Annotated in this window: 28 protein-coding genes; 14 read left to right on the top strand and 14 right to left on the bottom strand. The window is 64.1% G+C overall.

The genetic code is table 11. The annotated features are described in order from the left end of the window. Positions 1–50: 50 nt before the first annotated feature. Together hutH and hutI are read right to left on the bottom strand one after the other, a co-directional pair. On the bottom strand, positions 51–1,586 hold the full coding sequence (gene hutH / locus P9236_RS23245; RefSeq protein ID WP_278076919.1) for a histidine ammonia-lyase: 1,536 nt from the start codon (positions 1,584–1,586) through the stop codon (positions 51–53). Further along, positions 1,583–2,812 (bottom strand): imidazolonepropionase, encoded by a 1,230-nt coding sequence (gene hutI / locus P9236_RS23240; protein WP_278076918.1) that lies wholly within the window; start codon positions 2,810–2,812, stop codon positions 1,583–1,585. Before hutI ends, hutH begins: the two co-directional genes overlap by 4 nt. Positions 2,813–2,911: 99 nt before the next feature. Between hutI and P9236_RS23235 the strand changes: the two genes are divergently transcribed. Both P9236_RS23235 and hutC read left to right on the top strand, forming a co-directional pair. Continuing rightward, a complete protein-coding gene (locus P9236_RS23235; protein ID WP_278076917.1) occupies positions 2,912–4,267 on the top strand; it encodes a formimidoylglutamate deiminase in 1,356 nt (451 codons plus the stop codon). A gap of 5 nt (positions 4,268–4,272) precedes the next feature. Continuing rightward, positions 4,273–5,019 carry a histidine utilization repressor gene (hutC, locus tag P9236_RS23230; protein WP_278076916.1) on the top strand — a complete coding sequence of 249 codons (747 nt, stop codon included), beginning with the start codon at positions 4,273–4,275 and terminating at the stop codon, positions 5,017–5,019. 203 nt (positions 5,020–5,222) lie between these two features. Here the strand turns inward: hutC and P9236_RS23225 are convergent, their stop codons facing one another. Further along, a complete protein-coding gene (locus P9236_RS23225) occupies positions 5,223–5,567 on the bottom strand; it encodes a RidA family protein (RefSeq protein ID WP_278076915.1) in 345 nt (114 codons plus the stop codon). Positions 5,568–5,796: 229 nt separating this feature from the next. On the opposite strand from P9236_RS23225, the gene aztA reads away from it, so the two are divergent. The 4 genes from aztA to P9236_RS23205 all read left to right on the top strand — a co-directional run bounded on the left by aztA (position 5,797) and on the right by P9236_RS23205 (position 9,055). Continuing rightward, positions 5,797–6,627: a zinc ABC transporter ATP-binding protein AztA gene (gene aztA, locus P9236_RS23220; protein WP_278076914.1), complete on the top strand. Its 831-nt coding sequence runs from the start codon at positions 5,797–5,799 to the stop codon at positions 6,625–6,627. Next, positions 6,627–7,502 (top strand): zinc ABC transporter permease AztB, encoded by an 876-nt coding sequence (gene aztB, locus P9236_RS23215; protein ID WP_278076913.1) that lies wholly within the window; start codon positions 6,627–6,629, stop codon positions 7,500–7,502. Before aztA ends, aztB begins: the two co-directional genes overlap by 1 nt. Positions 7,503–7,531: 29 nt before the next feature. Beyond that, entirely contained in the window at positions 7,532–8,473 is a 942-nt protein-coding gene (gene aztC, locus P9236_RS23210; RefSeq protein ID WP_278076912.1) for a zinc ABC transporter substrate-binding protein AztC, read from the top strand. A 243-nt stretch (positions 8,474–8,716) separates the two neighbouring features. Continuing rightward, a complete protein-coding gene (locus P9236_RS23205) occupies positions 8,717–9,055 on the top strand; it encodes a TIGR01244 family sulfur transferase (protein WP_278077002.1) in 339 nt (112 codons plus the stop codon). 89 nt (positions 9,056–9,144) lie between these two features. Here the strand turns inward: P9236_RS23205 and P9236_RS23200 are convergent, their stop codons facing one another. Continuing rightward, on the bottom strand, positions 9,145–9,612 hold the full coding sequence (locus P9236_RS23200) for an Lrp/AsnC family transcriptional regulator (protein ID WP_278076911.1): 468 nt from the start codon (positions 9,610–9,612) through the stop codon (positions 9,145–9,147). A gap of 138 nt (positions 9,613–9,750) precedes the next feature. On the opposite strand from P9236_RS23200, the gene hppD reads away from it, so the two are divergent. The 3 genes from hppD (at position 9,751) to P9236_RS23185 (ending at position 11,533) form a co-directional block, all read left to right on the top strand. Continuing rightward, the gene (gene hppD / locus P9236_RS23195) at positions 9,751–10,866 is read left to right on the top strand and encodes a 4-hydroxyphenylpyruvate dioxygenase (RefSeq protein WP_278076910.1); all 1,116 of its coding nucleotides are present in this window, start codon (positions 9,751–9,753) and stop codon (positions 10,864–10,866) included. Positions 10,867–10,934: 68 nt separating this feature from the next. Continuing rightward, positions 10,935–11,159 carry a type II toxin-antitoxin system prevent-host-death family antitoxin gene (locus P9236_RS23190; RefSeq protein ID WP_278076909.1) on the top strand — a complete coding sequence of 75 codons (225 nt, stop codon included), beginning with the start codon at positions 10,935–10,937 and terminating at the stop codon, positions 11,157–11,159. Next, positions 11,156–11,533, top strand: a complete 378-nt coding sequence (locus P9236_RS23185) for a type II toxin-antitoxin system VapC family toxin (RefSeq protein WP_278076908.1) — start codon at positions 11,156–11,158, stop codon at positions 11,531–11,533. Before P9236_RS23190 ends, P9236_RS23185 begins: the two co-directional genes overlap by 4 nt. A 16-nt stretch (positions 11,534–11,549) precedes the next feature. Here P9236_RS23185 and P9236_RS23180 read toward each other — a convergent pair whose 3' ends face one another. The 6 genes from P9236_RS23180 to hmgA all read right to left on the bottom strand — a co-directional run bounded on the left by P9236_RS23180 (position 11,550) and on the right by hmgA (position 15,967). Beyond that, positions 11,550–11,873: a BrnA antitoxin family protein gene (locus P9236_RS23180; RefSeq protein ID WP_278076907.1), complete on the bottom strand. Its 324-nt coding sequence runs from the start codon at positions 11,871–11,873 to the stop codon at positions 11,550–11,552. After that, positions 11,870–12,115 carry a BrnT family toxin gene (locus tag P9236_RS23175; RefSeq protein WP_278076906.1) on the bottom strand — a complete coding sequence of 82 codons (246 nt, stop codon included), beginning with the start codon at positions 12,113–12,115 and terminating at the stop codon, positions 11,870–11,872. Before P9236_RS23175 ends, P9236_RS23180 begins: the two co-directional genes overlap by 4 nt. A 76-nt stretch (positions 12,116–12,191) precedes the next feature. Then, positions 12,192–12,728 (bottom strand): DinB family protein, encoded by a 537-nt coding sequence (locus tag P9236_RS23170; protein WP_278076905.1) that lies wholly within the window; start codon positions 12,726–12,728, stop codon positions 12,192–12,194. A 4-nt stretch (positions 12,729–12,732) separates the two neighbouring features. Then, complete coding sequence (locus tag P9236_RS23165) at positions 12,733–13,758, bottom strand: fumarylacetoacetate hydrolase family protein (RefSeq protein WP_278076904.1); 1,026 nt, start codon at positions 13,756–13,758, stop codon at positions 12,733–12,735. Beyond that, positions 13,755–14,657, bottom strand: coding sequence for an MBL fold metallo-hydrolase (locus P9236_RS23160; protein WP_278076903.1), 903 nt, complete (start codon positions 14,655–14,657; stop codon positions 13,755–13,757). Before P9236_RS23160 ends, P9236_RS23165 begins: the two co-directional genes overlap by 4 nt. Continuing rightward, a complete protein-coding gene (gene hmgA, locus P9236_RS23155; RefSeq protein WP_278076902.1) occupies positions 14,654–15,967 on the bottom strand; it encodes a homogentisate 1,2-dioxygenase in 1,314 nt (437 codons plus the stop codon). Before hmgA ends, P9236_RS23160 begins: the two co-directional genes overlap by 4 nt. Positions 15,968–16,096: 129 nt before the next feature. Here hmgA and P9236_RS23150 point away from each other — a divergent pair, with 129 nt between their 5' ends. Continuing rightward, positions 16,097–16,540 carry a MarR family transcriptional regulator gene (locus P9236_RS23150; protein ID WP_278076901.1) on the top strand — a complete coding sequence of 148 codons (444 nt, stop codon included), beginning with the start codon at positions 16,097–16,099 and terminating at the stop codon, positions 16,538–16,540. A gap of 55 nt (positions 16,541–16,595) precedes the next feature. On the opposite strand, the gene tdh is transcribed toward P9236_RS23150, so the two are convergent. Next, the gene (gene tdh, locus P9236_RS23145) at positions 16,596–17,630 is read right to left on the bottom strand and encodes an L-threonine 3-dehydrogenase (protein WP_278076900.1); all 1,035 of its coding nucleotides are present in this window, start codon (positions 17,628–17,630) and stop codon (positions 16,596–16,598) included. A 52-nt stretch (positions 17,631–17,682) separates the two neighbouring features. Further along, positions 17,683–18,870 carry a glycine C-acetyltransferase gene (locus tag P9236_RS23140; protein WP_278076899.1) on the bottom strand — a complete coding sequence of 396 codons (1,188 nt, stop codon included), beginning with the start codon at positions 18,868–18,870 and terminating at the stop codon, positions 17,683–17,685. A 300-nt stretch (positions 18,871–19,170) separates the two neighbouring features. On the opposite strand from P9236_RS23140, the gene P9236_RS23135 reads away from it, so the two are divergent. Both P9236_RS23135 and P9236_RS23130 read left to right on the top strand, forming a co-directional pair. Beyond that, a complete protein-coding gene (locus tag P9236_RS23135; protein WP_278076898.1) occupies positions 19,171–21,240 on the top strand; it encodes an EAL domain-containing protein in 2,070 nt (689 codons plus the stop codon). A gap of 73 nt (positions 21,241–21,313) precedes the next feature. Continuing rightward, positions 21,314–22,051: a polysaccharide deacetylase family protein gene (locus tag P9236_RS23130; RefSeq protein WP_278076897.1), complete on the top strand. Its 738-nt coding sequence runs from the start codon at positions 21,314–21,316 to the stop codon at positions 22,049–22,051. 6 nt (positions 22,052–22,057) lie between these two features. Here P9236_RS23130 and P9236_RS23125 read toward each other — a convergent pair whose 3' ends face one another. Further along, positions 22,058–22,486: a MarR family winged helix-turn-helix transcriptional regulator gene (locus tag P9236_RS23125; RefSeq protein WP_278076896.1), complete on the bottom strand. Its 429-nt coding sequence runs from the start codon at positions 22,484–22,486 to the stop codon at positions 22,058–22,060. 152 nt (positions 22,487–22,638) lie between these two features. Here P9236_RS23125 and P9236_RS23120 point away from each other — a divergent pair, with 152 nt between their 5' ends. Next, the gene (locus P9236_RS23120) at positions 22,639–23,046 is read left to right on the top strand and encodes a hypothetical protein (RefSeq protein ID WP_278076895.1); all 408 of its coding nucleotides are present in this window, start codon (positions 22,639–22,641) and stop codon (positions 23,044–23,046) included. Positions 23,047–23,149: 103 nt separating this feature from the next. On the opposite strand, the gene P9236_RS23115 is transcribed toward P9236_RS23120, so the two are convergent. Then, the gene (locus tag P9236_RS23115) at positions 23,150–25,195 is read right to left on the bottom strand and encodes an NADH:flavin oxidoreductase (RefSeq protein WP_278076894.1); all 2,046 of its coding nucleotides are present in this window, start codon (positions 25,193–25,195) and stop codon (positions 23,150–23,152) included. Between the two features lie 141 nt (positions 25,196–25,336). Between P9236_RS23115 and queF the strand changes: the two genes are divergently transcribed. Next, entirely contained in the window at positions 25,337–25,798 is a 462-nt protein-coding gene (gene queF, locus P9236_RS23110) for a preQ(1) synthase (protein WP_278076892.1), read from the top strand. The last annotated feature ends 272 nt before the right edge of the window (positions 25,799–26,070 follow it).

Raw genomic sequence — 26,070 nt, 5'->3', positions numbered from 1 at the left:
GCAGGCCAGAGGGGGGCGCGAAGGAACTCGACCTCTCATGGCGTGAAGCCTCACAACGCAATCCCCGGCAACTTCACCGCGCTCGCCGCTTTCACCGCGGCGCCGCTGCGCACCATGGCGATCGCCTTTTCCATGTCGGGGTGGAAATGCCGGTCGTTGTCGAGATGCGGCACTTCGGTCCGGACCAGCTTGCGCACGGCTTCGAGCGCATCGCTGGACGCCAGCGGTGCATGGAAATCGCAGCCCTGGGCCGCCGCGAGCAGCTCGATGCCGATCACGGCGGTCGCGTTCTCGATCATGCCGAGCAGCCGGCGCGCGCCGTGGGCGGCCATCGAGACATGGTCTTCCTGGTTGGCCGAGGTCGGGATGGAATCGACGCTCGCCGGATAGGCCTTCTGCTTGTTTTCCGAAACGAGGGCCGCCGCGGTCACCTGCGGGATCATGAAACCGGAATTCAGGCCAGGCTTCGGCGTCAGGAAGGCCGGCATGCCGGAGAGTGCCGGATCGACCAGCATGGCGATGCGCCGCTCCGACAGCGAGCCGATCTCGCAGACGGCGAGCGCGATCGTGTCGGCGGCGAAGGCGACAGGCTCGGCGTGAAAATTGCCGCCCGAAAGCGCGGTATCGTCCTCGGCGAAGATCAGCGGATTGTCGGTCACGCCGTTGGCCTCGGTCTCGAGCGTATCGGCCGCCTTGCGCAGCACATCGAGCGCCGCGCCCATCACCTGCGGTTGACAGCGCAGGCAGTACGGGTCCTGCACGCGCTCGTCGCCGACGCGGTGCGATTCACGAATGGCGCTGCCGGCCATCAGGTTGCGCAGCGCATCGGCCGTCTCGATCTGGCCGCGATGTTTCCTCAACAGATGGATGCGCGGATCGAAGGGCGCGTCCGAGCCGCGGGCGGCGTCGGTCGACAGCGCGCCGGCGACCAGCGCCGACTGGTAAAGCGTCTCGGCCTCGAACAGGCCGGCCAGCGCGAAGGCGGTCGAGAACTGCGTGCCGTTGAGCAGCGCAAGACCCTCCTTGGCGCCGAGCGTGACCGGCTCCAGCCCATGCGAGACGAAGGCAACCTTGGCCGGAAAGCGGCCATGCGGCGTAAAGCATTCGCCGACGCCGATCATGACCGCGGTCATATGCGAGAGCGGCGCGAGATCGCCGGAGGCACCGACCGAGCCTTGCGCCGGCACCACCGGGATGACGTCGTTGGCGAGCATCCCTTGCAGCAGGTCGATCGTCTCGGCCCGAACGCCGGACGCGCCCTGGGCGAGGCTCGCAAGCTTCAGCGCCATCATCAGCCGCACCACCGCGACAGGCATCGGCTCGCCGACGCCCGCGGCATGCGAAAGCACGATATTACGCTGGAGCGTTTCGAGATCGTTTGCCGGGATGCGGACGCTGGCTAATTTGCCGAAACCGGTATTGATGCCATAAATGGGCTCGCCCTTTGCGAGGATGCGCGCGACCGCCTCCGCACTGGCCTTGATCTTCGGCCGGCAGGCCGCGTCAAGCTTCGGTACCGCGCCGCGATAGATAGCGCGCCAGTCGGTAAGCGTCACGCTGCCGGGCTTCAGGATGAGTTCGGTCATTGTCCTCTCCAGATGCGGGCATGGAGCGGGTTGAAGCCCATGCGGTAGACGAGTTCGGCCGGGCGCTCGATGTCCCAAATCGCCAAGTCGGCCGATTTGCCGGGTTCCAGCGTGCCGGTTTTGCCCAGAAGCCCCAGCGCGCGCGCCGCCTCGCGGGTGACGCCGGCGAGGCATTCGTCGACAGTCATGCCGAAGAGCGTCGCTGCCATATTCATGGTGAGCAGCAGCGAGGTGAGCGGCGAGGTGCCGGGGTTGCTGTCGGTGGCGACCGCCATCTTTACGCCATGCCGGCGGAACAACTCGACCGGCGGCTTCTTCGTCTCGCGGATGAAGTAGTAGGCGCCGGGCAGGATCGTCGCGACCGTGCCGGCCTTTGCCATCGCTGCGGCGCCCTCCTCATCGGTGTATTCCAAGTGATCGGCCGACAGCGCGCCGTAGCGGGCGGCAAGTGCCGCGCCGTGCAGGTTGGAGAGCTGGTCGGCGTGCAGTTTTACCGGCAGGCCGAGCGCCTTCGCCTTGTCGAAGACGCGCGCGATCTGTTCCGGCGAGAAGGCGATGCCCTCGCAAAAACCATCGACGGCGTCGGCGAGCTTTTCGGCGGCGACTTCCGGCAAAATCGTATCGGCGACGAGATCAATGAAAGCGTCCTTGTCGCCTTTGGCTTCCGGCGGCAGCGCGTGGGCGGCGAGGCAGGTCGTGCGGACCGTGACCGGGCGCTCACTGGCCAAACGGCGGGCGGCGCGCAGCGACTTCTTCTCATTGTCGGCATCGAGACCGTAGCCTGATTTGACCTCGACGGTTGTCACGCCCTCGGCGATCAACGCATCGAGGCGCGGCAGCGTCTCGGCGACCAGTTCGTCCTCGCTGGCGGCACGCAGCGACTTGACCGAGGAGACGATACCGCCCCCAGCGCGGGCCACTTCTTCATAAGTGGCGCCGGCCAGCCGCATTTCGAATTCGTTGGCGCGGTTGCCGGCATAGACGAGATGCGTGTGGCAGTCGATCAGGCCGGGCGTGATCCAGCGGCCCGCGCAATCGATGTTCTCGGCGCCCTGCCCGAGCGCCACCGGCAAATCGGCCTCGGCGCCGGCGTAGACAATGAGCCCGTCGCGAGCGGCGACGGCACCTTTTTCGACGATGCCGAGGCCTGCCGCGCCTTCGGCCATGGTCGCCAGGCGCGAGTTGCGCCACAGACGAAGGCCGCTCTTCCCGTTTGCTCCACCCATCATCTTTTCCATTTGAAAGGACAACGATTATGTATATACATATTGAAACACGACGCAAGTGGTAATGTCGCTCTGGCATTCAGATTCGGGAGTTGGGACGTGACGGCGATCTTTGCGGAACGGGCGCTGCTGCCAGAGGGCTGGCGAGGCAATGTGAGGATCGCTTTCGCTGCCGGCCGTATCACTACGGTCGAGGCCGACGCCTCGCCGCAGGCCGGCGACGAGCGGCACCCCATCCTGTTGCCCAGCATGCCCAATCTGCACAGCCACGCCTTCCAGCGCGGCATGGCGGGGCTGGCCGAACTGCGGGGACCTTCCGCCGACAGTTTCTGGAGCTGGCGCGAGGTGATGTACCGCTTCGCGCTGTCGATGACGCCGGACCAGGTCGAGGCGGTCGCGGCGCAGCTTTATGTCGAGATGCTGGAGGCCGGCTTCTCGCGCGTCGGCGAGTTCCATTATCTGCATCACGACCGCGACGGCAAGCCCTACGCCAACATCGCCGAGATGGCGGAGCGCATCGCGGCGGCAGCCGGAGAGACGGGCATCGGGCTGACTCTGCTGCCGGTCTTCTACGCCCATTCGGCCTTCGGCGGCACGGCGCCGAACGAAGGCCAGCGCCGATTCATCAATGATGTAGAGCGGTTCGGGCGCCTGCTTGAGAAAAGTCGTGAAAGCGCATCGCAGCTGGAACGGGCAGTCGTCGGCGTCGCGCCGCACAGCTTGCGCGCCTTGACGCCGAACGAGCTTACGGCGGTCGCGGCGATGGCGCCGAACGGCCCGATCCACATCCATGTCGCCGAACAGGTAAAGGAGGTCGATGACTGCGTCGCCTGGTCGGGCGCGCGCCCAGTCGAGTTCCTGCTGTCCAAGGCGGAGGTGGACAAGCGCTGGTGCCTGATCCACGCCACGCATATGACCGAGGCCGAAACCTCCGCCATGGCGAAGAGCGGCGCGATCGCCGGGCTGTGCCCGATCACGGAGGCCAATCTCGGCGACGGCACCTTCGCCGCGCCGCTGTTCATCGAACATGGCGGGCGCTTCGGCGTCGGCTCGGATTCCAACGTGCAGATCGGCCTTCCGGATGAGCTCCGGCAGCTCGAATATTCGCAGCGCCTCGCCCACCGCGCCCGCAACGTGCTGGCACGCGCGGGCGGCTCCACAGCGCGCGCGCTATTCGATGCCGCGCTCGACGGCGGCAGCCAGGCACTCGGCGCCGACCCATCACGGATTGCCGCCGGCGGTCCGGCCGACTTCGTCTCGCTCGACGCTGGTCATCCCTCGCTTGCCGGCAAGACGGACGACGCGATCCTCGACACCTGGATCTTCGCCAATGGCAGCAAGGTCGATTGCGTTTGGGTGCACGGGAAAAAGCAGGTCAGCGGCGGCAGGCATGCCAAGCGCGAGGCCGTCGCCAAGCGGTTCCGCAAAGTGATGACGACGCTTTCCGAGGGCTGATCCCGATGAGCATGGCCGAAACGGCAGAGATGGAGGACGGCGAGACGCTCTCGCTGCACCAGCGCATCCTCTCCGACATCCGCGAAAAGATCCTGTCCGGCGCTTGGGCGCCCGGCCATCGCATCCCGTTCGAGCACGAGCTGACGGCGGAGTACAAATGCTCGCGCATGACCGTGAACAAAGCGCTGTCGCAGCTCGCCAAAGCAGGGCTGATCGAGCGCCGCCGCCGCTCCGGCAGCTTCGTGCGCCAGCCGCAATCGCAGGCGGCGGTGCTGGAGCTGCACGACATCAGGATCGAGGTCGAAGCGCTCGGCCTGCCCTACCGCTACGAGCGGCTGGAGCGCCTGAGGCGGCGCAGCAATGCCGAGGACCGCGCGTTGCTCGGGCTCTCCGCCCCGGGTCCTGTGCTTTGGCTGGAAGGCCTGCATTTTGCCGGCGAACGGCCGTTCGCGCTCGAGCAGCGGCTGATCAATCTCTCAGCCGTGGCCGGGGCAGCCGAGGAAGAATTTCTTGAAATCGCGCCCGGGCCCTGGCTGATCGGCCGCGTGCCGTGGAGCGAGGCCGAGCACCGCATCCGCGCCATGGCCGCCGACGAGAACATCGCCGACGCGCTCGACATCGATCCCGGCGCGCCCTGCCTGGTGGTCGAGCGCCGCACCTGGAGCGCGGAACACCCGGTCACGCATGTGCGCTTCATCTATCCGGCGGAAAGCCACACGCTGGTGGCAAGGTTTACCCCGTCGCAGGGGTAGCGCCGGCGCTCCTTCTCCCCTTGTGGGAGAAGGTGGATCGGCGCGCAGCGCCGAGACGGATGAGGGGTGTTGGAAGAAATGAGGCGTCGAATGGTTGAATGATTACAGGCGCCTAGCTCGCCCGAACTCGCGATCCTTCCAACACCCCTCATCCGGCCGCTTCGCGGCCACCTTCTCCCACAAGGGGAGAAGGGAACGCAGCGCTAAATCGCCGCCGTGATGATGATCTCGACCAGATATTCCGGGCCGGCGAGCTTGGCTTCGCCGGTGGCGCGGGCCGGCGTGTGGCCCTTCGGCACCCACTTGTCCCACTCGGAATTCATCTCGGCGAAGGTGCTCATGTCGGCCAGCCAGATGATCGCCTGCACGATCTTGGTCTTGTCGGTGCCGGCCTTGGCCAGCAATTCGTCGATGGTCTTCAGGATGTCGCGGGTCTGCGAGGCGACGTTGCCGCCGGGTTCCCCGACCTGGCCGGCCAGATAGACGGTGTTGCCGTGGATGACGATCTGGCTCATGCGCGGGCCGACATCGATGCGACGAATGCTCATGGGAGGTTCCTTCGTTATGGGAGTCGTGCTTCTTTAGAGTCCGTGCCGGCTCCGGGCAAGGCGCCGGACGGGAAACCAATTGAGCCAATTGTCCGGCCTCCACCTCTTTCGGTTACACGACGAGTTGACCGGCCGTGAGACGGTTCCGCCGATCTGCCTTGTTGACTAATGTAATAACATCACATATCGACAAAGCCCCTGAGATTTACGGCCCGACCCGGATCGTCTGATGACCAATGCCTGCCTGACCTTCCGCGACCTGACGCTCGGCTACAACAGCCATCCGGCCATTCATCACCTCAACGGCATCGTCCGCAAAGGCTCGCTGACCGCCGTTGTCGGCGCCAACGGCTCGGGTAAGTCGACGCTGATGAAGGGCATCGTCGGCGTGCTGAAGCCGATGGAAGGTGGAGTGATGCGGGCGCCCGGCGTGCGCACCGCCTACCTGCCGCAGCAGTCGGAGCTCGACCGCAGCTTTCCCGCGCGGGTGGTCGATCTTGTGTCACTCGGCCTCTGGCCGAAGCGCGGTATGCTCGGGCGCTACACCAGGGAGGATCGCGAGTCGGTCAGCAAGGCGCTGATGGCGGTCGGCCTCGGCGGCTTCGAGAAGCGACCGATCGACACGCTGTCCGGCGGCCAGCTGCAACGCACGCTGTTTGCCCGCGTGCTGTTGCAGGACGCCGACCTCATCCTGCTCGACGAGCCGTTCAATGCGGTCGACCACAAGACCGTCGGCGACCTCATCCAGCTGATAAAGCGCTGGCATGGCGAGGAGCGCACGATCATGGTCGTCGTGCACGACCTCGACCTCGTGCGCCAGAATTTTCCGGAGACCCTGCTGCTTGCCCGCCAGCCCGTCGCCTGGGGCGACACGAAAGAAACGCTGCGGCCGGAGAACCTGCTCAAGGCGCGGCGTTTTCACGAGGCCTGGGAAGAGAACGCGCCCTGGTGCGAGCCCTCCGAGCACGATCATGGCCACGAGCACGCGCATGGTGACCATGCCCATGCGCACGATCACCATCATGACCATCAGCACGGCTCCGGACCGAGGGCGGCGTGATGGATTTCCTCTACGGCCTGTTCATCGCGCCTTTCGTAGATTTCGCCTTCATGCAGCGGGCGCTGTCCGGCTCGCTGATGCTATCGCTCGGCGCCTGTCCGGTCGGCGTCTTCCTGATGCTGCGGCGCATGAGCCTTTCGGGCGACGCGATGGCGCATGCCATCCTGCCGGGTGCGGCCGCCGGCTTCCTGCTCTATGGCCTCGAGATCCTACCGATGACCGTCGGCGGGCTGATCGCCGGCATTATCGTCGCGCTCGGCGCCGGCGCGGTCTCGCGTTTCACCATCCAGCGCGAGGACGCCTCGATGGCGGCCTTCTATCTCATCTCGCTCGCCGTCGGCGTGCTGATGGTGTCGATCCGCGGCTCGAGCGTCGACCTGATGCATGTGCTGTTCGGCACGGTGCTGGCGCTCAACGACGAGGCGCTGTCGCTGATCGGCGGCATCGTGGCGGTGACGCTCGTCAGCCTCGCCATCTTCTGGCGCGCGCTGGTCGCCGAATGCCTCGACCCGCTGTTCCTGCGCTCGGTCAGCCGCATGGGCAGCCCGGTGCATTTCATCTTCCTCGGCCTCGTCGTGCTCAATCTCGTCGGCGGCTTCCAGGCATTGGGCACGCTGCTGTCGGTCGGGCTGATGATGCTGCCGGCCGCCGCCGCCCGCTTCTGGACAGTGCGCGTCGAGCCAATGTGTGGGCTGGCGGTGCTGATCGGCTTTGCTTCCTGCATCGCCGGGCTGCTGCTCTCCTATCACGCATCGCTGCCCTCCGGCCCCGCGATCATCCTTTCGGCCGGCGTCGTCTATTTCTTCTCGATCGTGTTCGGCTCGCGCGGCGCGTTGCGCGCCCGCATCGTGCATCACCGCCACCGGACCGCCTGAGCTCAAACCCAAGCAAGGAGACCTTCACAATGCTGAAATCCGTCCGCGCCGCCCTAGCGATGAGCGTTATAACATTATGCGCCTTCGCAAGTGCGTCAGCCTTCGCGGCGCCGCTCAAGGTGGTGGCGAGCTTCACGGTGATTGCCGACTTCGCCAAAAATGTCGGCGGCGACCGCGTCGACATCACCACCATTGTCGGGCCGGACGGCGACGCGCATGTCTATGAGCCGAGCCCGGCCGATGCAGTGGCGATGGCGAAGGCCGATGTCGTGCTGGTCAACGGCCTGCATTTCGAAGGTTTCCTGCAGCGGCTGGTCGACGCCAGCGCCACCAAGGCTTCGATCGTCACCTTGACCAAGGGTATCACGCCGATCGACTTCAAGCCGGAATTCGCCGATGCGGACGCTGCCGAAGGAGCCGGCACCGGCGGCGGCAAGACGGTCACCGACCCGCACGCCTTCCAGTCGATCGCCAATGCCAAGATCTATGTGAAGAATATCGCCGATGCCTTTTGCGCAGCGGATAGCGAGGGTTGCGACAGCTACAAGGCCAATGCGGCCGCCTATACCACCAAGCTCGATGCACTGGAGGCCGAAGTGAAGGCGGCGATCCAGTCGATCCCGGAAGCGAAGCGCGTGGTCATCACCTCGCACGACGCCTTCGGCTATTTCGAGCACGAATATGGCCTGACCTTCCTGGCGCCGCAGGGAATCTCGACCGATTCCGAACCGTCGGCCGCCGACGTCGCCAAGCTGGTCGAGCAGATCAAGCAGGACAAGGCGGCGGCGATCTTCATCGAGAACATCACCAATCCGCGGCTGATCGAGCAGATCGCCGGCGAGACCGGCATCAAGGTCGGCGGCACGGTCTATTCGGACGCGCTGTCGGGATCGGACGGCCCGGCCTCGACCTACATCGACATGATGCATAACAACATCACGCAGATCAAAGGCGCCATAATGGGAAGCTGAGGCGGAGCCTCGGTTGGCTGAAATGATCGCGCCGGCGCTGCCCCTCGTCCGCCTGCCCGTCCTCCGCAGCTGCGGAGGGTGGACCGGTGTCCTTCTCCCCGCAAAGTGACGGGAGAAGGGACAAAGCCGAAGGTTGGATTTTTCGGTCCAGCATCGCTATTTGGCAGAGAAATCCGCCGGCACGGATTGCCGCCCTTGTCCCAGGGTGGCATGACTGCGGCCAAAGATTGCGAGGACAAGACGATGGAATACCGCCAGATCAGCGACGACTATTCGGTCTCCGGCCAGATCCAGCCCGAGGATATCAAGGCCATCAAGGACGCCGGCTTCAGAAGCGTGATCTGCAACCGGCCGGACAACGAACAGCCCGGTCAGCCTTCGGCCGGCAGCGTCAAGGCCGCGGCGGAAGCTGCTGGGCTTGCGTTCCGCTACATCCCGGTCATCAGCGGCCAGATCACCATGGACAATGTCGAGGATCAGGCCGCCGCGCTCGACGAGCTCGAAGGGCCGGTCTTCGCCTATTGCCGGTCCGGCGCGCGCTGCACGAATCTCTATGGGCTGATCCAGCAGCAGAAGGGGTGAAGGCTTCGCGATAAGCCAATTCTGCAGGTTGGCGATCCTTCGCCGCCCCCTCTGTCCTGCCCAGCGTGGCCAACAAAGACCCGCGAAAACTAAATGGGCAGCGCGCCGGTTTCCTTCAGCGTCTCCAGCACGATCGCCGTCTTTACGTGCTGCACGGATTCGTGCGGCAGCAATACCCCATTGACGAACTCAGACAGCGATTTGAGATCGGGCGTCACCACCTTCAAAATGTAGTCCATCTCGCCGGTCAGCGCGTGCGCCTCCTGCACCTCGGGCAGCCGCGCCACCAGCTCACCGAAGCGGCGGGCATTGTCGCGGTTATGGGTGGCCAGGGTCACCGAGATCACATTGACCAGCGAAAAGCCGAGACGATCGCGGTCGAGCACGGCGCGGTAACCTCTGATGTAACCATCCTCCTCCAGCCGCTGGCGGCGGCGCGAGCACTGCGAGGCCGACAAGTTCACCCGCTCCGACAGGTCGTTGTTGGTGAGCCGTGCATCGCCCTGCAGAAGCGCCAGTATCTTGCGGTCAAATTGATCAATACGCGCATCATTCATGGGTTTTCCTCAAAATGTGCATGACTTGCGCATAATTCGAGCATTTCAAGCGGTTGAATGCAAGCACCGTGCGACCGCTTCGCGCTAAAATAAAAGAGGATGGAAATTGGTCGGCCGCAACGGCCTTGGAGAATTGCCATGGGTCCCTTCCCGCATGACGCCCCGCCCGCCAAGATCAGCAAGCAAAATCCCGCTGGCACCGACGGCTTCGAGTTCGTCGAGTTCGCGCATCCGGAGCCGGCAAAACTCGCCGAGCTCTTCACCCGCATGGGCTATGTCGCGGTGGCTAAGCACCGCACCAAGGACATCACCGTCTGGCGCCAGGGCGACATCAATTATGTCGTCAATGCCGAGCCCGGCTCGCATGCGATGAAGTTCGTCGACAAGCACGGCCCCTGCGCCGCCTCGATGGCTTGGCGCGTGGTCGATGCCAAGCACGCTTTCGAGCACGCCGTGTCGAAAGGCGCCACGCCTTATGAGGGCACCGACAAGGCGCTCGACGTGCCGGCCATCGTCGGCATCGGCGGCTCGCTGCTTTATTTCATCGAGGCCTATGGCGAGAAGGGCTCAGCCTATGACGCCGAGTTCGAATGGCTGGGCGAGCGCGATCCGAAGCCCGAAGGCGTCGGCTTCTACTATCTCGACCACCTCACCCACAATGTCTATCGCGGCAACATGGACAAGTGGTGGGACTTCTACCGCGACCTGTTCGGCTTCAAGCAGATTCACTTCTTCGACATCGACGGCAAGATCACCGGCCTGGTCAGCCGCGCTATCACCTCGCCCTGCGGTAAGATCCGCATTCCGCTCAACGAGTCCAAGGACGAGACCAGCCAGATCGCCGAGTATTTGAAGAAGTACAATGGCGAGGGCATCCAGCACATCGCCGTCGGCACCGAGGCTATCTACGACGCCACCGACAAGCTCGCCGCCAATGGGCTGAAATTCATGCCCGGCCCGCCCGACACCTATTACGAGATGTCGCATGAGCGCGTGCACGGCCATGACGAGCCGATCGAGCGGATGAAGAAACATGGCATCCTGATCGACGGCGAAGGCGTCGTCGACGGCGGCATGACCAAGATCCTGCTGCAGATCTTCTCCAAAACCGTGATTGGCCCGATCTTCTTCGAGTTCATCCAGCGGAAGGGCGACGAAGGCTTTGGCGAAGGCAATTTCCGGGCGCTGTTCGAGTCGATCGAGCAGGACCAGATCAAGCGCGGCGTGATCAAGCTGGACGGCAAGGCGGCGTAAGCGACCCGATACGACTCTTGCGGCGCGATCGATTATGACCTAAATTATGGTCATAAAGGACCGAGCCCATGAATGTTTCCATCGCCGAGGCCAAGGCTAAATTGTCGGAACTTGTAAGCCGCGCAGAAGCCGGTGAGGAGATCGTTCTGACGCGCCATGGCAAGGTTGCCGCGCGTATCGTACCGCCGGCAGTAGCGGAACCCCTGCCACGTATTGGCGCCTTAAAGGGCAAGATCTGGATTGCGGACGACTTTGACAAACTCGGCCCCGAATGGGACGAGTACGTGAAATGACGGTCGGCCGCTTTCTTGCCGACACGCATATCATCCTCTGGTCTATTTCGGACGATCGACGCCTCAACGAACACCACCGCGCCATCCTCGCATCGGACGCGGTGGTGTTCGCGAGCGCGGCAAGCGTTTGGGAAATTGCAATCAAACGTTCAATTGGAAAGCTTGAAGCGCCAGACGACCTGCCGGCATTGCTTCCAAGGATGCGATTTCAGCCGCTCGCCGTCACGTTTCAGCACGCGCATGCGGTCGGCGATCTGCCTCCTCACCACGGCGATCCTTTCGACAGATTGCTGATCGCGCAGGCGCAAGTGGAAAACCTGACTATCCTGACATCAGATCCGCATTTTGCCCGATACGAGGCGGCTCTGGCCTGACTGCCATGCAGTCGACCTACTTTTGGAGGCCGGCGGCTTTCCGCAAAATGTCGTTGATGCGGCTCTGCCAGCCGGGTCCGCCGGCGCGGAAGCGGGCGATGACGTCGCTGTCGAGCCGCAGCGTCACCTGTTTCTTCGGATTTTCGAGCGCCGGCCGGCCGCGCGAACGGCGGATGCTTTCGGCAAGATCAGGGAACACCTCGGCGAAGGGCCTGGCTTGAGCAAGCTGCTCATCAGTGGCCTCCGGGCTGTCGACAGCATCCCAGTCCGCCTTGGTGAAGCCCTTGCCTGGCGTGAATTCCTTGTCAGGCTTGGTGATGTTGAGTTTCTTCGCTGTCATCGGACATTCCTTTCTTTCCCGCTGGCGTGCCGCATGGAAACAATGGAAATGGCTTCGTTTCCGAGGCGGGAGAAGACCACCGTAACCGCAGCCTCGCCAATATTACCGATCGCCATGAAGCGCTTGCCACGGGCCGGCAAGATGGTGGCGGCATAGAAGAAATCCATTTCGAGATCCACAAAGTCCATCCCGTGTTTCGAGACGTTCGCCTGCCGCTTGATCTCATCCCAAACGATCTTCATCGGAATTTATGTACCTACAATAATTAAGTCAACAATTTTCGTAACTACGATAATTCTCGAGGGCATGCCCGCTCGTTCACAACCCCAGCCGTTCGACCTCGTCCTTCCTCAGCTTGACGTCGTAATCGAGCAGGAATTCATCCAATTGCGGCGGCGCCACCGAGGTGCCCGAAAGCATGGCATGCACTTGGCCGCGATGGTGGATGTCGTGCAGGAAGACATGGGCGAGGATGTCGCCGATCCTCTCCGGGATCATGCCGTCCTCGCGCCTGTCGGTGAGGACGCGGCGGTCGAGATCGGCTTCAGACAGGCGATCGCAGAAGGCAATCAGCCTGCGGTCGAAATCCGCCTGCGCCGCCGCCAGGCTTGCTGGATCGTCGAACGGCACGAAGGTGTCGTAGGCCGCGGCGCCGAGCCCGCCATCGGCCAGGAAATCGAGATAGAGACGATCGACCGCGATGATGTGGTTGAGCGTCTCCTTGATCGACGGGAAGAAGCTGGTGCGCCTGGCTTCGAACTCGCCGGGCTGGAGCGCCAGCACGGCGCGGTAGAGCCGGTCGTTCGACCACAGATTGTTGCGCGCCATGCGGCGCAGGTGCTCGAGCAGGGTCACATTTTCAGGTTCCTTTCTCCCCCTCGTATTTCTCGACTTTCTGCTCGATCGCGCCGAAGATCGAATGGCCGGCCTTGTCCTTCATCTCGATGCGCACCGTGTCGCCGAAATGCAGGAAAGGCGTCTTCGGTTCGCCGCTTTCGATAGTCTCGATCATGCGCAACTCGGCAATGCAGGAATAGCCGGCGCCGCCGGCCGAAACCGGCTTACCCGGTCCGCCATCCAACTTGTTTGAGACAGTGCCGGAACCGATGATGGTGCCCGCGGCGAGCGGCCGGGTCTTGGCGGCGTGAACGATCAGCGTCGGGAAGTCGAAAGTCATGTCGATGCCGGCATTGGCGCGGCCGAATGGCTTGCCGTTGAGGTCGACCAGCAGCGCGAGGTTGACCTTGCCGCCGTCCCAGGCCTCGCCCAGTTCATCCGGCGTGACCGCGACCGGCGAGAAAGCCGAGGATGGCTTCGACTGGAAGAAGCCGAACCCTTTTGCCAGTTCCGGACCGGTGATGGCGCGAAGCGTCACGTCGTTGACCAGCATGACGAGGCGGATGGCCTCGCGTACCTCCGCCAACCCGGCGCCCATCGGCACGTCGTCGACGATGACGGCGACCTCCGCCTCCATGTCGATGCCGAAGGCTTCGTCGGCCATGCGGATCGGGTCGCGCGGCGCAATGAAGGAATCCGACCCGCCTTGATAGATCAGCGGATCGGTCCAGAAGCTTGCCGGCATCTCGGCGCCGCGCGCTTTGCGCACCAGCTCGACATGGTTCACATAGGCCGAGCCGTCCGCCCATTGATAGGCGCGCGGCAGCGGCGAATGCGCGTCATGCTCGTGGAAGCGCGCCGAAGGCACAGCATTGGTCTCCAGCGATTCCGCCATGGCCGCCAGATGCGGCGCAATCCGCCGCCAGTCGTCGAGCGCCGCCTGCAGCGTCGGCACCAGGAAGGAAGCATCGGTGAACCGCGTCAGGTCGCGCGAGACCACGACCAGTTTTCCGTCGCGGGTCCCGTTCTTCAATGTTGCAAGCTTCATGCGGTTTCCTCTCTTGGCGCGGCCTGGTCGCCGCTTAGCCGTACAACAAGGCCGTCGCGGGCGATCGTCAAGTCACCGGCCCATGTTTTCCTGACAGCAGCGATCCAGTCGTCTTCCCCGATCAGAGGATCGTCGGCTGGAATGAGATGGTTGAGCACCAGGCGCTTCACGCCGGCATCAGTGGCGATGCTTCCTGCCTCTTCGGCTAAGCTGTGGCTGGCGAACAGATGCTCGCGCAGCCGCGCGCCGTTGCCGGTCCTGGCGACCAGCCTCTCGACGCCCGCTTCCAGCATGGCTTCATGGACGAGAATGTCGGCGTCGCGCGCAAACTCGGCCAGCGGCGGGAAGAACGCCGTGTCGGCCGAGAACACGACACTTCTGCCGCCATGCTCGAAGCGCAGCGCAAAGCAGTCGGTCACCGGCGGATGGTCGACGCGCAGCGCCGCCACCATCAGGCCACGCTCCTCCAGCACCAGCCCTTCGCCGAACTCCTCGACCGAGACCAGTTCGCGGATATCCGGCCGGCCTTCGTCGACGATGCGGATTTCGATGTCGAACTCCATCGCCCGGCAGAAATGCTGCCAGCAATTGGCGGTGCCCGGCGGCCCGTAAACAATCACCGGCGTTGCCAGCCCAGCCGTCCAGGCGGTGTGGATCAGCGGCCCGAGTTCCAGCACGTGGTCGGAATGGAGATGCGTGATGAAGACCAGGTCGAGCGCCTTCAGCGCGATACCGGCATCGGTCAAGGCACGCGTGACCCCCAGGCCGCAATCGACGACGATCACCCGCCCGCCAATCTCGAGCAGTGACGAACTCGGCCACGGGCCGCCCGGCCGCACGGCCGGCCCACCTTTGGAGCCGAGAAGGACGAGGCGCTCCGACGTCTCCCCAGCGCTCAAGACCAGTCGCCCTCGGGCGTGCCGTTGAAGCGCTTCTTCAGGTCGGCCCAGCAGTCGATGTAGTTGTCCTGCAAGGTGTCGAGCTCGGCGGCGTAGCGGGTGAGCATCTGGGGAAAACGCGTCTCGAACATGAAGGCCATGGTGTTGTCGAGCTTGACCGGTTTCAAGTCGGCGCGGGTGGCTTTCTCAAAACCTGACGCGTCCGGCCCATGCGCCAGCATCTGGTTGTGCAGGCTGATGCCGCCGGGCACGAACCCTTCCTCCTTGGCATCGTACTGGCCGTGGATCAGGCCCATGAACTCGCTCATGATGTTGCGGTGGTACCAGGGCGGGCGGAAAGTGTTTTCCGCCACCAGCCAGCGCGGCGGGAAGATGACGAAATCGACATTGGCCGTGCCCTCCTCGCCGCTCGGCGCGGTCAGCACGGTGAAGATCGACGGATCGGGATGGTCGAACAGGATGGCGCCGACGGGCGAAAAGGTTGCGAGATCATATTTATAGGGCGCGTAGTTGCCATGCCAGGCGACCACGTCGAGCGGCGAGTGGCCGAGTTCTGTGACATGGAACGTGCCGCACCACTTGACGATCAGCCGGCACGGCGTCTCCTTCTCTTCGAACCAGGCGCAGGGTGTCTTGAAGTCGCGCGGATTGGCGAGGCAATTGGCGCCGATCGGGCCACGATCGGGCATGGTGAATTTCGCGCCGTAGTTCTCGCAGACATAGCCGCGCGCCTCCCTGTCGGCGAGCTCGACCTTGAAGACGAGGCCGCGCGGCAGCACGGCGATCTCGCCGGGGCGAAGCTCGATGACGCCCATCTCGGTGACGAAGCGCAGCGCGCCGACCTGCGGCACGATCATGAGCTCGCCGTCGGCGTTGAAGAAATGGTCGTCGACCATCGAGCGGTTGGCGACATAGACATGCGCCGCCATGCCGGACTGGCCGACCGCGTCGCCTGCCGTGGTCATGGTGCGCATGCCGGAGATGAAATCGGTCGGCTCGGCGGGCATCGGCACCGGGTTCCAGCGATACTGGCCGAGAGCCAGTTCGTGATCGCCGATGTTGGGCGCGGTCTTCCATAGAGGGAAGCTTATGCCCTTGAAGCGGCCGGTGTGCCGGACGCTCGGGCGGATGCGATAGAGCCAGGAGCGCTCGTTGGTGCCGCGCGGCGCGGTGAAGGGCGAGCCCGAAAGCTGCTCGGCATAGAGGCCGTAGGCCGGCCGCTGCGGAGAGTTGCGCCCCTGCGGCAGCGAGCCTGGCAGCGTCTCGGTCTCGAAATCGTTGCCGAAGCCCGGCATGTAGGAAAAGGCCATCCTATCCTCCCTGGTCCCGGGTTCTCCACCTCCTGAAGCGGTGGATTTCCATGTTGACCAAACTGGTTTCATTTGTAACCATTGAAAATGTAACTATCAACGCCGAAGGCCGCATCGATGGTGGTTTTGATGGAACCGGAAGTCCTCGAGCTCGAAAGCTTCCTGCCCTACCGGCTCTACCGGCTGGCCGACACCGTTAGCCGGGAATTCTCGCGAATCTACAAGGAGCGCCACGGCCTGACGCGGCCGGAATGGCGCACGCTCTCCGGCCTCGGCCAGCGCGGCACGATGACGGCGACGGAACTCGGCGAGCAGTCGGCCATGCACAAGACCAAGGTGTCGCGGGCAGTGGCCGAGCTCGAACGGCGGCGCTGGCTGACGCGGACGCCCGACGAGAGCGACCGTCGCCTCGAGCACCTGACGCTGACCAAGGCGGGAGTCGCCGCCTATCGCGAGATGGTGCCGCTGGCGAAGGCGTTTGAAAGGGAGTTGCTGGCAAGGCTCAGCGAGGAAGAGCGAGCGGCGATTTCGCGAGGTGTGGCGGCCCTGGAGGCGGCGTTGGAGGGAAAGTAAGGCGAGGAGAGCCGATATGCTGGCGCGAAGGAACTCTACGTTTCCATAGGGACAGCTACCAATCCATCACCACCTTGCCGGAACTGCCGCTCCGCATCGCATCGAACCCCACCTGGAAATCATCGATGCCAATACGGTGGGTGATCAGCCCCGACACATCGAGCGGCCCCTGCACGAGGGCGATCATCTTGTACCAGGTCTCGAACATCTCGCGGCCATAGATGCCCTTCAAATGCAGCATCTTGAAAATGACCTTGTTCCAGTCGATCTCGAAGCCGGTCGGCGCGATGCCCAAAATGGCGATCTTGCCGCCATTGTTCATGGTGTCGATCATGTCGCGGAAGGCCGGTGCCGCGCCCGACATTTCCAGCCCGACGTCGAAACCCTCGGTCATGCCGATCGAAGGCATCACGTCGCGCAGCTTTTCCTTCGAGGCGTCGACCACATGCTGGACACCGAGCTTGCGGGCCAGATCCAACCGGACCGGATTGATATCGGTGATGACGACTTTGCGCGCGCCCACGCACTGGGCCACCAGCGCGCCCATGATGCCGATCGGGCCGGCGCCGGTGACCAGCACGTCCTCTCCCACCAGATCGAAGGACAACGCCGTGTGGACGGCATTGCCTAATGGATCGAAGATCGCGGCGATCTCGTCGGGCACGTCGTCCGGGATCGGCACGACATTGTGCTGCGGGATCGCCATGTACTCGCCGAAGGCGCCGGGCCGGTTGACGCCGACGCCGAGCGTGTTGCGGCAGAGATGCCCCCTGCCCGCGCGGCAGTTGCGGCAATGGCCGCAGACGATGTGGCCCTCGCCCGAGACGCGCTGGCCGACCTTGTATTCGGTGACCGCGGCGCCGTAGTCGGCGACGGTGCCGACGAATTCGTGGCCGGTCACCATCGGCACCGGCACGGTTTTCTGCGCCCACTGATCCCAATTGTAGATATGGACGTCGGTGCCGCAGATCGCGGTCTTCCTGACTTTGATCAGCACGTCGTTAGGGCCGATCTCCGGCACCGGTACCTGTTCCATCCAGATGCCCGGCTCGGCCTTGGCCTTCACCAGCGCCTTCATCATGTTGGACATTCTTTTGTTCCTTGAATCGCTTGATCCGGAATCGCCTTTCGATATCGGTCGCTCAGGAAATCACACCCAATTCCTTGCCGATCGCGCCGAACGCCTCGACGGCGCGGTCGATATCGGCGCTGGAGTGGGCGGCCGACATCTGCGTGCGGATGCGCGCCTGGCCCTTCGGCACCACCGGGAAGGAGAAGCCGATGACATAGATGCCGCGCTTCAGCATGCGCTGCGCCATCTCTTGCGCAAGTGCGGCGTCGCCCAGCATCACCGGGATGATCGGATGATCCGCGCCGGCAAGCGTAAAGCCGAGCTTACCCATCTGAGACCGGAAGCGTCGCGCATTGGCATATAGGCGCTCGCGTAGAGCACCGCCATTGCGTATCAGCTCGAAGACTTTCAGGGAGGCGCCGGCGATTGCCGGCATAAGCGTGTTGGAGAAGAGGTAAGGCCGCGAGCGCTGACGCAGCCAGTCGACCACTTGGCTTTTTCCCGACGTATAGCCACCCGACGCGCCGCCGAGCGCCTTGCCGAGCGTGCCGGTGATGATGTCCACCCTGCCCTCGACGCCGCAATGCTCGGCCGAGCCGCGGCCGTTCTTGCCGACGAAGCCGACCGCATGGCTGTCGTCGACCATGACCATGGCATCGTATTTCTCGGCGAGATCGCACACCCCCTGAAGGTTGGCGATAATGCCGTCCATCGAGAAAACGCCGTCGGTGGCGATCAGCCGGAACCGGCAGTCCTTCGCTTCCCTCAGCCGCGCCTCGAGGTCGGCCATGTCGTTGTTGGCATAGCGGAAGCGCTTTGCCTTGGAGAGCCGGACGCCATCGATAATGGAGGCGTGGTTCAACGCGTCCGAGATGACGGCGTCCTCCTCGCCGAGCAGCGTCTCGAACAGGCCGCCATTGGCGTCGAAGCAGGAGCCATAGAGGATGGTGTCCTCCATGCCCAGGAAGGACGAGATCGTTGCTTCGAGCTGCTTGTGCTCTTCCTGAGTGCCGCAGATGAAGCGCACCGAGGCCATGCCGTAGCCGTAGCGGTCGAGCGCCTGTTTCGCGGCCTCGCGCAATTCGGGGCTGTCGGCGAGGCCCAGATAATTGTTGGCGCAGAAATTCAGCACCTTCTGGCCGGCAACCTCGATCTCGGCCGACTGCATCGAGGAAATGACCCGCTCGGCCTTGTAGAGTCCGGCCGATTTCAGGCCCTGAAGCTCGTTGTCGATGTGGGAGAGGAACGCTGCGCTCATTGTCTGGCCCTGTTCGTTTGACGCGGACTGTCGCGCCGCGGGCAAGAAAAATCCATCGCAAAAACGACCGCTTCGGTGGGGTTGCGAAAGCCGCGCCGCAATCCGCTTACCCCATTGGAACGAGGATGCATTCAAATGTCGGCGATGCCCGAAAGGACGTGATAACCATTTTGCGAGCTTTGTCGCGCGGCTGGGCTCGGCGCCGCGCCCGCTTGCCAAGCTGTTAACCCTTTCAGGTCAAGGGTCTTCCTGCCACGAACCCAATGGCAGGAATCCGTCGACCGAAGGGGTCACCGAGTTATGTCGCAGCAGCCAGTGCAGAACGTTTCGCGCAAGCTGATTCTGCTCATCAAGACCGGCTACTGGCTGGCGCTTACGATCATTGCCGCCATGGTGATGGCCTCCTTCATCCTTCTGCAGCAGTTGATGGCACAGCAGCGGCACAATGATGCGCTGCTCGACATCGTTTCCACGCAGAAGGCGCTGTCGCAGCGCATCGTCTTCCTGGCCAGCGCCACCGGCGCCGCCCCGCGCGACAAGCAGCCGGCGCTGGTCACGGCGCTCAAGCAGGCAACGGGCGAGTTCGAGACCAATTACGACCGGCTGCTCAAGGAGACCGGCGCCGATCCGCTGTCGCCGGCCCGCAACGATCCGAAATCGATCGAATACGTGCTGTTCAGCAAGCCGTTCCATCTCGACTATTTCTCGGTCGGCCTCATCGCCAATGGCGACAGGCTGGTGTCGTCCTTCGAATCCCAGCTCGGCATGAAAAGCGACGGCTACAAGGCCGGCGGCGAACGCGCCGGCCTCGATGCCTCGGTCGCCAATGCGACTTTGTCCGGCTATGCCGCGCTCGGCCAGCGTATCAGCGCCTTTGCCGATGAGCGGTCGGGCAACATGCTCGACCTGCACCGCACGCTGTTCTTCGCCACCATCGGCGTCATCGTGCTGGTGGCGCTGTTCATCTTCCGGCCGATGTCGAAGGCCATCCTGCGCAAGACGCACGAGCTGGTCGATGCCCGCAATTCCATGGCCTTCATCGCCGTGCATGACGGCTTGACCGGCCTACACAACCGCACCTTCCTCACCGATCATTTCGACACGCTGATCAAGGGAGCACACCGGCGCCGCGAGCGACTGGCGGTGATCCAGCTCGATCTCGACCGCTTCAAGCAAATCAACGACACGCTAGGGCACGCAGCCGGCGACTATGTGCTTGTCGTCACCGCGCAGCGCATGCGCGATTCCTGCCGCGCGTCGGATCTTTGCGCCCGCCTTGGCGGCGACGAGTTCGTGATGATCCTCAACGGCGCCGGTTCCACCGAGGACATCCATGCGCTGGCCAAGCGCATCCTGAGCGAAATCAATGAGCCGATCACCTTCCAGGGCACGACCATCATGCCCGGCGCCAGCGCCGGCATCGCCGTCTACCCGGTCGACGCCGACGGCGCGCAGGACCTGCTTGTCCATGCAGATCTCGCGCTTTATTCGGCCAAGAAGCTCGGCGGCGGAAGCTTCTCCTTCTTCTCCGAGGAGCTTCGGCGCGAGCTCGACTACCGCAAGCAGCTCGAACAGGACATCCGCACGGCGATCGCGGAAAAGACCTTTGACGTCTATTTCCAGCCGCAGGTGTCGCTCACCAGCGGCAAGATCAGCGGCATCGAGGCGCTGGTGCGCTGGAAGCACGCCACACGCGGCATGATCTCGCCCGGCGAGTTCATCCCCGTGGCGGAGAAGTGCGGCTTCATGCCGGACATCGGCCGCATCGTCATCACCAAGGCGATCAACGAAGCCGCCGAATGGGATCGCGCCGGCATCGACTTCGGGCGCATTGCCGTGAATGTCTCGGGCACCGAGCTGCGCGAGCCGGACTTCGACAAGTTCCTGTTCGGGACGCTGGAGCGGGCCGGGCTCGCGCCGCAGAAGCTGTCGCTGGAAATCGTCGAATCCGTCATCCTCGACGACGAGAAGACCGGTATCGCCGCCAAGCTCAGGCACATCCGCGCCGCCGGCGTGCATCTCGAGCTCGACGATTTCGGCACCGGCTATGCGTCGCTCAGCCATGTCAATCCGAACGAGATCGACCGGCTGAAGATCGACCGCCGCTTCGTCCAGAACATCAACGAGAACGGCGACAACACCAAGATCGTGCGCGCCATCACCGAGCTTGCCCGGGGGCTCGGCATCTCGATCGTCGCCGAGGGCGCGGAGACCGAGGCCGAACTCGACTCGCTGATGGCGATCGGCTGCGACCAGGTGCAGGGCTATTCGATCGCCTTCCCGATGCCGCAGGACAAGGCGCGCGAATGGCTGACGGCGCGCAGCCCCAAGAAGGCGAAGCTGAAGGTGCTGCAGGGCAGCCTCGCATAGCGCGATCGACCGGCAAACTTGACAAGCGCGGACAGGCATGGCGGCCTGTCGCGATTGCAACCGGAACTTGCGGATGCCGCTGCTTCGACTCCTTGCACAGACACTGTTGCTCGTGGCGTCTCCAGCGCTTGCCGCCGACCGGACGATCTATCTCACCTTCGACGACGGTCCGCTCGCCGGCACGGCCAATATCCTCGACGTGCTGCAGGCCGAGCAGGTGCCGGCGACACTGTTCATGGTCGGCATGCATGCCGAAGCCAATGCAGCCAACCGGGCACTGCTGCAGCGGGCGAAGTCGATGCCGCTGGTGACGATCGGCAATCACAGCTACAGCCATGCCTACAATCACTACCGGCATTTCTACGGCGACACCGAGGGCGTGGTAGCGGACATGCTGAAGGCCAATGCCGTGCTTGGCCTGAAGCCCGCCGTGCACGCGCGGCTGCCCGGGCGCGACGTGTTCCGGCTGCCGAACTATTCGAAGGACGACAACTCGCTGGGGCTGGCGCAGGCCGGCCGCGAAGATCCGGACTACGAGTTCGTCGCCGCGTCAGGATTCTGGCTCTATGGCTGGGACCATGAGTGGGTGCACGAGGACAGCGGCAAGCCGGTGCAGAGCGTCGACCATCTGGCGAGCGAGATCGACCATCTGTTCGGCTACGGCCATTTCGCCAGGCCGGGCAGGCTGATCCTGTTGATGCATGACGAGATGTTCCAGGACGCCTTCGACGGCAGGGCTAAGCTCACCGCGCTGATCGCGGCGCTGAGGCTGCGCCACTATGCCTTCGGCGCCATCCCCACCTATGACTGAGGCCGGTTACGCACCAGCATTGGCCCGCAGCGCCGCAAGCACCTGCGCGAACTCCGCCAGCCGTTGGTCCGGCAATCCGGTCCGCAGCCGCTTGTCGAAGGCAAGCGCGGCCTTGCGCAGCCTTTCGAACATCGCCTCGCCGGCCTCTGTCAGCGCCACCTGGTGAACCCTGCGGTTTTCCGGATCGCGGCGGCGCGTCAGCAACCCTTGCGCCTCCATGGCGTTGAGGTGGTGCGTCAGCGTCGCGCCCTGGATGCCGATCATCCCGGCGAGCTCGCGCTGGTTGGCGAGCTCTTTCGACTTGACCGAAAGCAGGGTCAGCCACACTGGCAAAGTGCCTCCTGCCTCCACCAGGGCAGCGTCGAAAGCTTGCGCCACTACCTTGGCGGTGCGGGCGAGATTCATGCCGACGGGCGGGCGATCAAACGGCGTCATGGCCTGACACTACAAGCAGTTGACGGACGAAACCATATGCCATGTATTGACATCTAACCATTAGATATCTAACTTTGTCTTGTCGATGACGCCGACTGACGGCTGACGGCCGTGGCGGCTTATGACGGCGGGCGGCAGAGAGGAATTCGGTCATGCAATATGTCTACATCGTCGTGATCGGCCTGCACGTCATGGCCGGCGTTTTCTGGGCCGGCACGACCATCGCGGTTGCCCGCGACCCGGAGATCAAAGCGGAGCATTTCATCCGGCCGCAACTCGGCGCCTCCGGCTTGGTCTTTCTGACCGGCCTGCTGCTTTGGTATTTCTTTCATCAGGGGGCTTTCGGCTCGATGGAGATGGTGCTCGCGCTGGGTATCGCGACGGCGCTGATCGCCGCGGGCGTGCAAGGCGCCGTCGTGGCCTCCGCCAGCAGGCAACTGGCCGGCGCCGACGGGGCAACGCAAACCCAACTGCGCGCGAAGATGACCAGAGGCGAGCGCATCGCCGGCGGGCTGCTGGTCATCACCGTGTTTTGCATGGCGACTGCAAGGATGTTTTGAGGCATCGCACGTCGCCGGCACCAGGCTGGCGCCATGCGCGGCGCGCAACCGATCGAAGCGGCAGGTGGCTCTCCTTGCTAAGGCCGGTTGCGCGCCACCATCTTCAGATCCGGATCCCGAACCTGATGCCGTCATAGACAGCGGCGTGAATGTTGCGCGAGGCGACCGCGTCGCCGATGCGGAACAGGACGAAGCCGCCCTCCGGATTGCGCGACGGAAAGATGTCGCCGCCGCTCACCAGCCGCTCGTAGTCGACCGCGCCGCCATTCTTCGACAGCGGCTTCAGCGCAAGGTAAAGATCGTCCAGCGGCGCCGTGCCGTGCTCGACCACCACCTGGTCGACGCGCCGCTCGCCGCGCCAGCCATCGGCGAAGTCCGACGCCAGCTCGGCGATGAGCTGGTTGCCCTCGCGCCGCACCGAGCGCAGGCGGGTATTGATGGTGATGGTGACGCCTTTCTCGTGGAAGGCGCGCATATAGGGCACGTGGTTCAGACCACCCATTTCCGGCGCGAAGAAGCGTTCGGGCGAAACCAGCTCCAGTTTCGAGCCGCTGTTGGCGATGAGTTCCGCCGCGCCCATGCCCTGATGGCCGCCATTGTCGTCATAGAGCAGAACATTCTCGGCCGGCTTGACGCTGCCGGCCATGATGTCCCAGCTCGAGGTGACGAGATTGTCGCCCGCGGTTAGCGGCGGGTTCTGTGGCAGACCGCCCGTGGCGACGATCACCACATCCGGCGACAGCGCCAGAACATCGCCCTTCTCGGCCCATGTGTCGTAGCGCAGCTCGACACCGAGCCGGTCGAGCTCGGCCAGCCGCCAGTCGATGATGCCGATCAACTCCTTGCGGCGCGGGTTCTGCGTCGCGAGCCGCACCTGGCCGCCTGCCTGGCTCGACGCTTCGAGCACCGTCACCCGATGGCCGCGTTCGGCCGCGACGCGAGCGGCTTCCAGGCCACCGGCCCCGGCGCCTACAACCACCACGCGCTTGCTCGGCCCGTCGCTCTTTTGGATGACGTGCGGGATATCAGCCTCGCGGCCCGTCGCGGCATTGTGGACGCAGAGCGCCTCGCCGCCCTCGTAGATGCGGTCGAGGCAATAGGTTGCACCGACGCAAGGGCGGATCTCATGCTCGCGCCCTTCGATCACCTTCTTGACGATGTAGGGATCGGCGATATGGGCGCGCGTCATGCCGACCATGTCGAGCTTGCCGGTGGCGATCGCATGGCGTGCGGTAGCGACGTCGGAAATGCGTGCCGCATGGAAGGTCGGGAACTTCGTCGCCGCCCTCACCTCGCCGGCGAAGTCGAGATGCGGCGACGAGCGCATGCCGGTCACAGGGATGACCTTGGTCAGCGCCGCGTCGGTTTCGATCGAGCCGCGGATGATGTTGAGGAAATCGACCTTGCCGGAATTGGCCAAGCGCCTGGCGATCTCGACGCCCTCCTCCTTCGACAGGCCCTTTTCGAAATCCTCGTCGGCGACCATGCGGATGCCGACGACGAATTTTTCCCCGACCGCCGCGCGAACCGCGTCCAGCACCATGTGGGTAAAGCGCAGCCGGTTGTCGAGCGAGCCGCCGAAATCGTCGTCGCGCTGGTTGGTGGCGGGCGACCAGAATCCGTCCATCAGATGGCCGTAGGATTCGAACTCGATGCCGTCGAGGCCGGCGGCCTGGCAGCGCTGCGCGGCGGAAGCATAGTCGGCGACGATGCGCTCGATGTCCCAATCCTCGATGGTCTTGGGGAAGGCGCGATGCGCCGGCTCGCGCACCGGCGAGGCCGAAAGCACCGGAAGCCAGTCGGCTTTGTTCCAGCCAGTGCGGCGGCCAAGGTGGGTGATCTGGATCATCACCTTGCAATCGTGCTCATGACAGGCGTCAGCCAGCTCTGCCAGCCACGGCACGATGCGGTCGTCATAGACGTGCAGGTTGCCGAAGGCGGCCGGGCTGTCGCGCGACACGACCGCCGAGCCCGCCGTCATGGTCAGCGCCATGCCGCCCTTGGCTTTCTCGGCATGGTAAAGCCGATAGCGCTCCTTCGGCATGCCGTCCTCCGAATAGGCCGGCTCATGGCTGGTCGACATCACCCGGTTCTTCAGCGTCAGATGCTTGAGCTGGTAAGGTTGGAGAAGCGGGTCGTTGCTGGTCATCGTCTTCCTGCCGTTTCAAATTGTGCTAATGAGCGGTCAAACGCGCTGCGCCCGAGAGGACTGCAACGCTTCTTTCAACCTTCGTTTCGCGCCCGCCGCCGTTGAACCGCGATTCCAGCGGCTGAGAGCAAGGAGCCGCCCATGACCGATGCAAAGAACCTCACCCAGCTCGGCAAGCACGTCGAGACGCCTCAAAGCCCCGAACAGGCGGTCCTGGAGACCGTGCCATTCAATCGCGGCGACGGACCGCCCGCGATCGTGCGCTTCACCTGCCCGGAATTCACCTCGCTCTGCCCGGTCACCGGCCAGCCCGACTTCGCCCACATCGTCATCGACTACGCACCCGACAGGACGCTGGTGGAATCGAAGTCGCTGAAACTGTTCATGACCTCGTTCCGCAACCACGGCGCCTTCCACGAGGAATGCACGGTCATGATCGGCCGCCGCATAGTCGAGGCGACCAAGCCGCTCTGGCTGCGCGTCGGCGGCTACTGGTTTCCGCGCGGCGGCATCCCGATCGACGTCTTCTGGCAGACCGGCACGCCGCCCGAAGGTGCCTGGCTGCCCGATACCGGCGTGGCGCCCTATCGCGGGCGCGGTTGAGTTCCACAGCCAGACGCCGGCGGGACAGCGCCCCCCTCTGTCCTGCCCGTCCTCCGCAGCAGCTGCGCTGCAGCTGCGGAGGGTGGACCGGACATCTCCCCCACAAGGGGAAAGATTGGCAGCTTCGGCGCCCCGCCTATCCTGCAACGTCGGAGATTGGCGAAAGCCGGCGTGACATCTGATCTCCCCCCAAGCGGTAGGGCTATCGCATATGAGTGAAGATGCGGAGCAGATCTTGGTCAGCCCATCGTGCCTTGAGACGTTTGTGGCTG

It is taken from the genome of Mesorhizobium sp. WSM4884, assembly GCF_029625675.1.
GTDB lineage: Bacteria > Pseudomonadota > Alphaproteobacteria > Rhizobiales > Rhizobiaceae > Mesorhizobium.
Note: the sequence above shows the minus strand (reverse complement) of the source record. Positions and strands in the feature narration are given on the sequence as shown.

What these genes read in the sequence shown, in the direction of transcription:
- hutH (WP_278076919.1), bottom strand. Translation starts at nt 1,586, where the DNA reads ATGACCGAACTCATCCTGAAGCCCGGCAGCGTGACGCTTACCGACTGG.
- hutI (WP_278076918.1), bottom strand. Translation starts at nt 2,812, where the DNA reads ATGGGTGGAGCAAACGGGAAGAGCGGCCTTCGTCTGTGGCGCAACTCG.
- hutC (WP_278076916.1), top strand. Translation starts at nt 4,273, where the DNA reads ATGAGCATGGCCGAAACGGCAGAGATGGAGGACGGCGAGACGCTCTCG.
- P9236_RS23225 (WP_278076915.1), bottom strand. Translation starts at nt 5,567, where the DNA reads ATGAGCATTCGTCGCATCGATGTCGGCCCGCGCATGAGCCAGATCGTC.
- aztA (WP_278076914.1), top strand. Translation starts at nt 5,797, where the DNA reads ATGACCAATGCCTGCCTGACCTTCCGCGACCTGACGCTCGGCTACAAC.
- aztB (WP_278076913.1), top strand. Translation starts at nt 6,627, where the DNA reads ATGGATTTCCTCTACGGCCTGTTCATCGCGCCTTTCGTAGATTTCGCC.
- aztC (WP_278076912.1), top strand. Translation starts at nt 7,532, where the DNA reads ATGCTGAAATCCGTCCGCGCCGCCCTAGCGATGAGCGTTATAACATTA.
- P9236_RS23205 (WP_278077002.1), top strand. Translation starts at nt 8,717, where the DNA reads ATGGAATACCGCCAGATCAGCGACGACTATTCGGTCTCCGGCCAGATC.
- P9236_RS23200 (WP_278076911.1), bottom strand. Translation starts at nt 9,612, where the DNA reads ATGAATGATGCGCGTATTGATCAATTTGACCGCAAGATACTGGCGCTT.
- hppD (WP_278076910.1), top strand. Translation starts at nt 9,751, where the DNA reads ATGGGTCCCTTCCCGCATGACGCCCCGCCCGCCAAGATCAGCAAGCAA.
- P9236_RS23190 (WP_278076909.1), top strand. Translation starts at nt 10,935, where the DNA reads ATGAATGTTTCCATCGCCGAGGCCAAGGCTAAATTGTCGGAACTTGTA.
- P9236_RS23185 (WP_278076908.1), top strand. Translation starts at nt 11,156, where the DNA reads ATGACGGTCGGCCGCTTTCTTGCCGACACGCATATCATCCTCTGGTCT.
- P9236_RS23180 (WP_278076907.1), bottom strand. Translation starts at nt 11,873, where the DNA reads ATGACAGCGAAGAAACTCAACATCACCAAGCCTGACAAGGAATTCACG.
- P9236_RS23175 (WP_278076906.1), bottom strand. Translation starts at nt 12,115, where the DNA reads ATGAAGATCGTTTGGGATGAGATCAAGCGGCAGGCGAACGTCTCGAAA.
- P9236_RS23165 (WP_278076904.1), bottom strand. Translation starts at nt 13,758, where the DNA reads ATGAAGCTTGCAACATTGAAGAACGGGACCCGCGACGGAAAACTGGTC.
- hmgA (WP_278076902.1), bottom strand. Translation starts at nt 15,967, where the DNA reads ATGGCCTTTTCCTACATGCCGGGCTTCGGCAACGATTTCGAGACCGAG.
- P9236_RS23150 (WP_278076901.1), top strand. Translation starts at nt 16,097, where the DNA reads ATGGAACCGGAAGTCCTCGAGCTCGAAAGCTTCCTGCCCTACCGGCTC.
- tdh (WP_278076900.1), bottom strand. Translation starts at nt 17,630, where the DNA reads ATGTCCAACATGATGAAGGCGCTGGTGAAGGCCAAGGCCGAGCCGGGC.
- P9236_RS23140 (WP_278076899.1), bottom strand. Translation starts at nt 18,870, where the DNA reads ATGAGCGCAGCGTTCCTCTCCCACATCGACAACGAGCTTCAGGGCCTG.
- P9236_RS23135 (WP_278076898.1), top strand. Translation starts at nt 19,171, where the DNA reads ATGTCGCAGCAGCCAGTGCAGAACGTTTCGCGCAAGCTGATTCTGCTC.
- P9236_RS23130 (WP_278076897.1), top strand. Translation starts at nt 21,314, where the DNA reads ATGCCGCTGCTTCGACTCCTTGCACAGACACTGTTGCTCGTGGCGTCT.
- P9236_RS23125 (WP_278076896.1), bottom strand. Translation starts at nt 22,486, where the DNA reads ATGACGCCGTTTGATCGCCCGCCCGTCGGCATGAATCTCGCCCGCACC.
- P9236_RS23120 (WP_278076895.1), top strand. Translation starts at nt 22,639, where the DNA reads ATGCAATATGTCTACATCGTCGTGATCGGCCTGCACGTCATGGCCGGC.
- P9236_RS23115 (WP_278076894.1), bottom strand. Translation starts at nt 25,195, where the DNA reads ATGACCAGCAACGACCCGCTTCTCCAACCTTACCAGCTCAAGCATCTG.
- queF (WP_278076892.1), top strand. Translation starts at nt 25,337, where the DNA reads ATGACCGATGCAAAGAACCTCACCCAGCTCGGCAAGCACGTCGAGACG.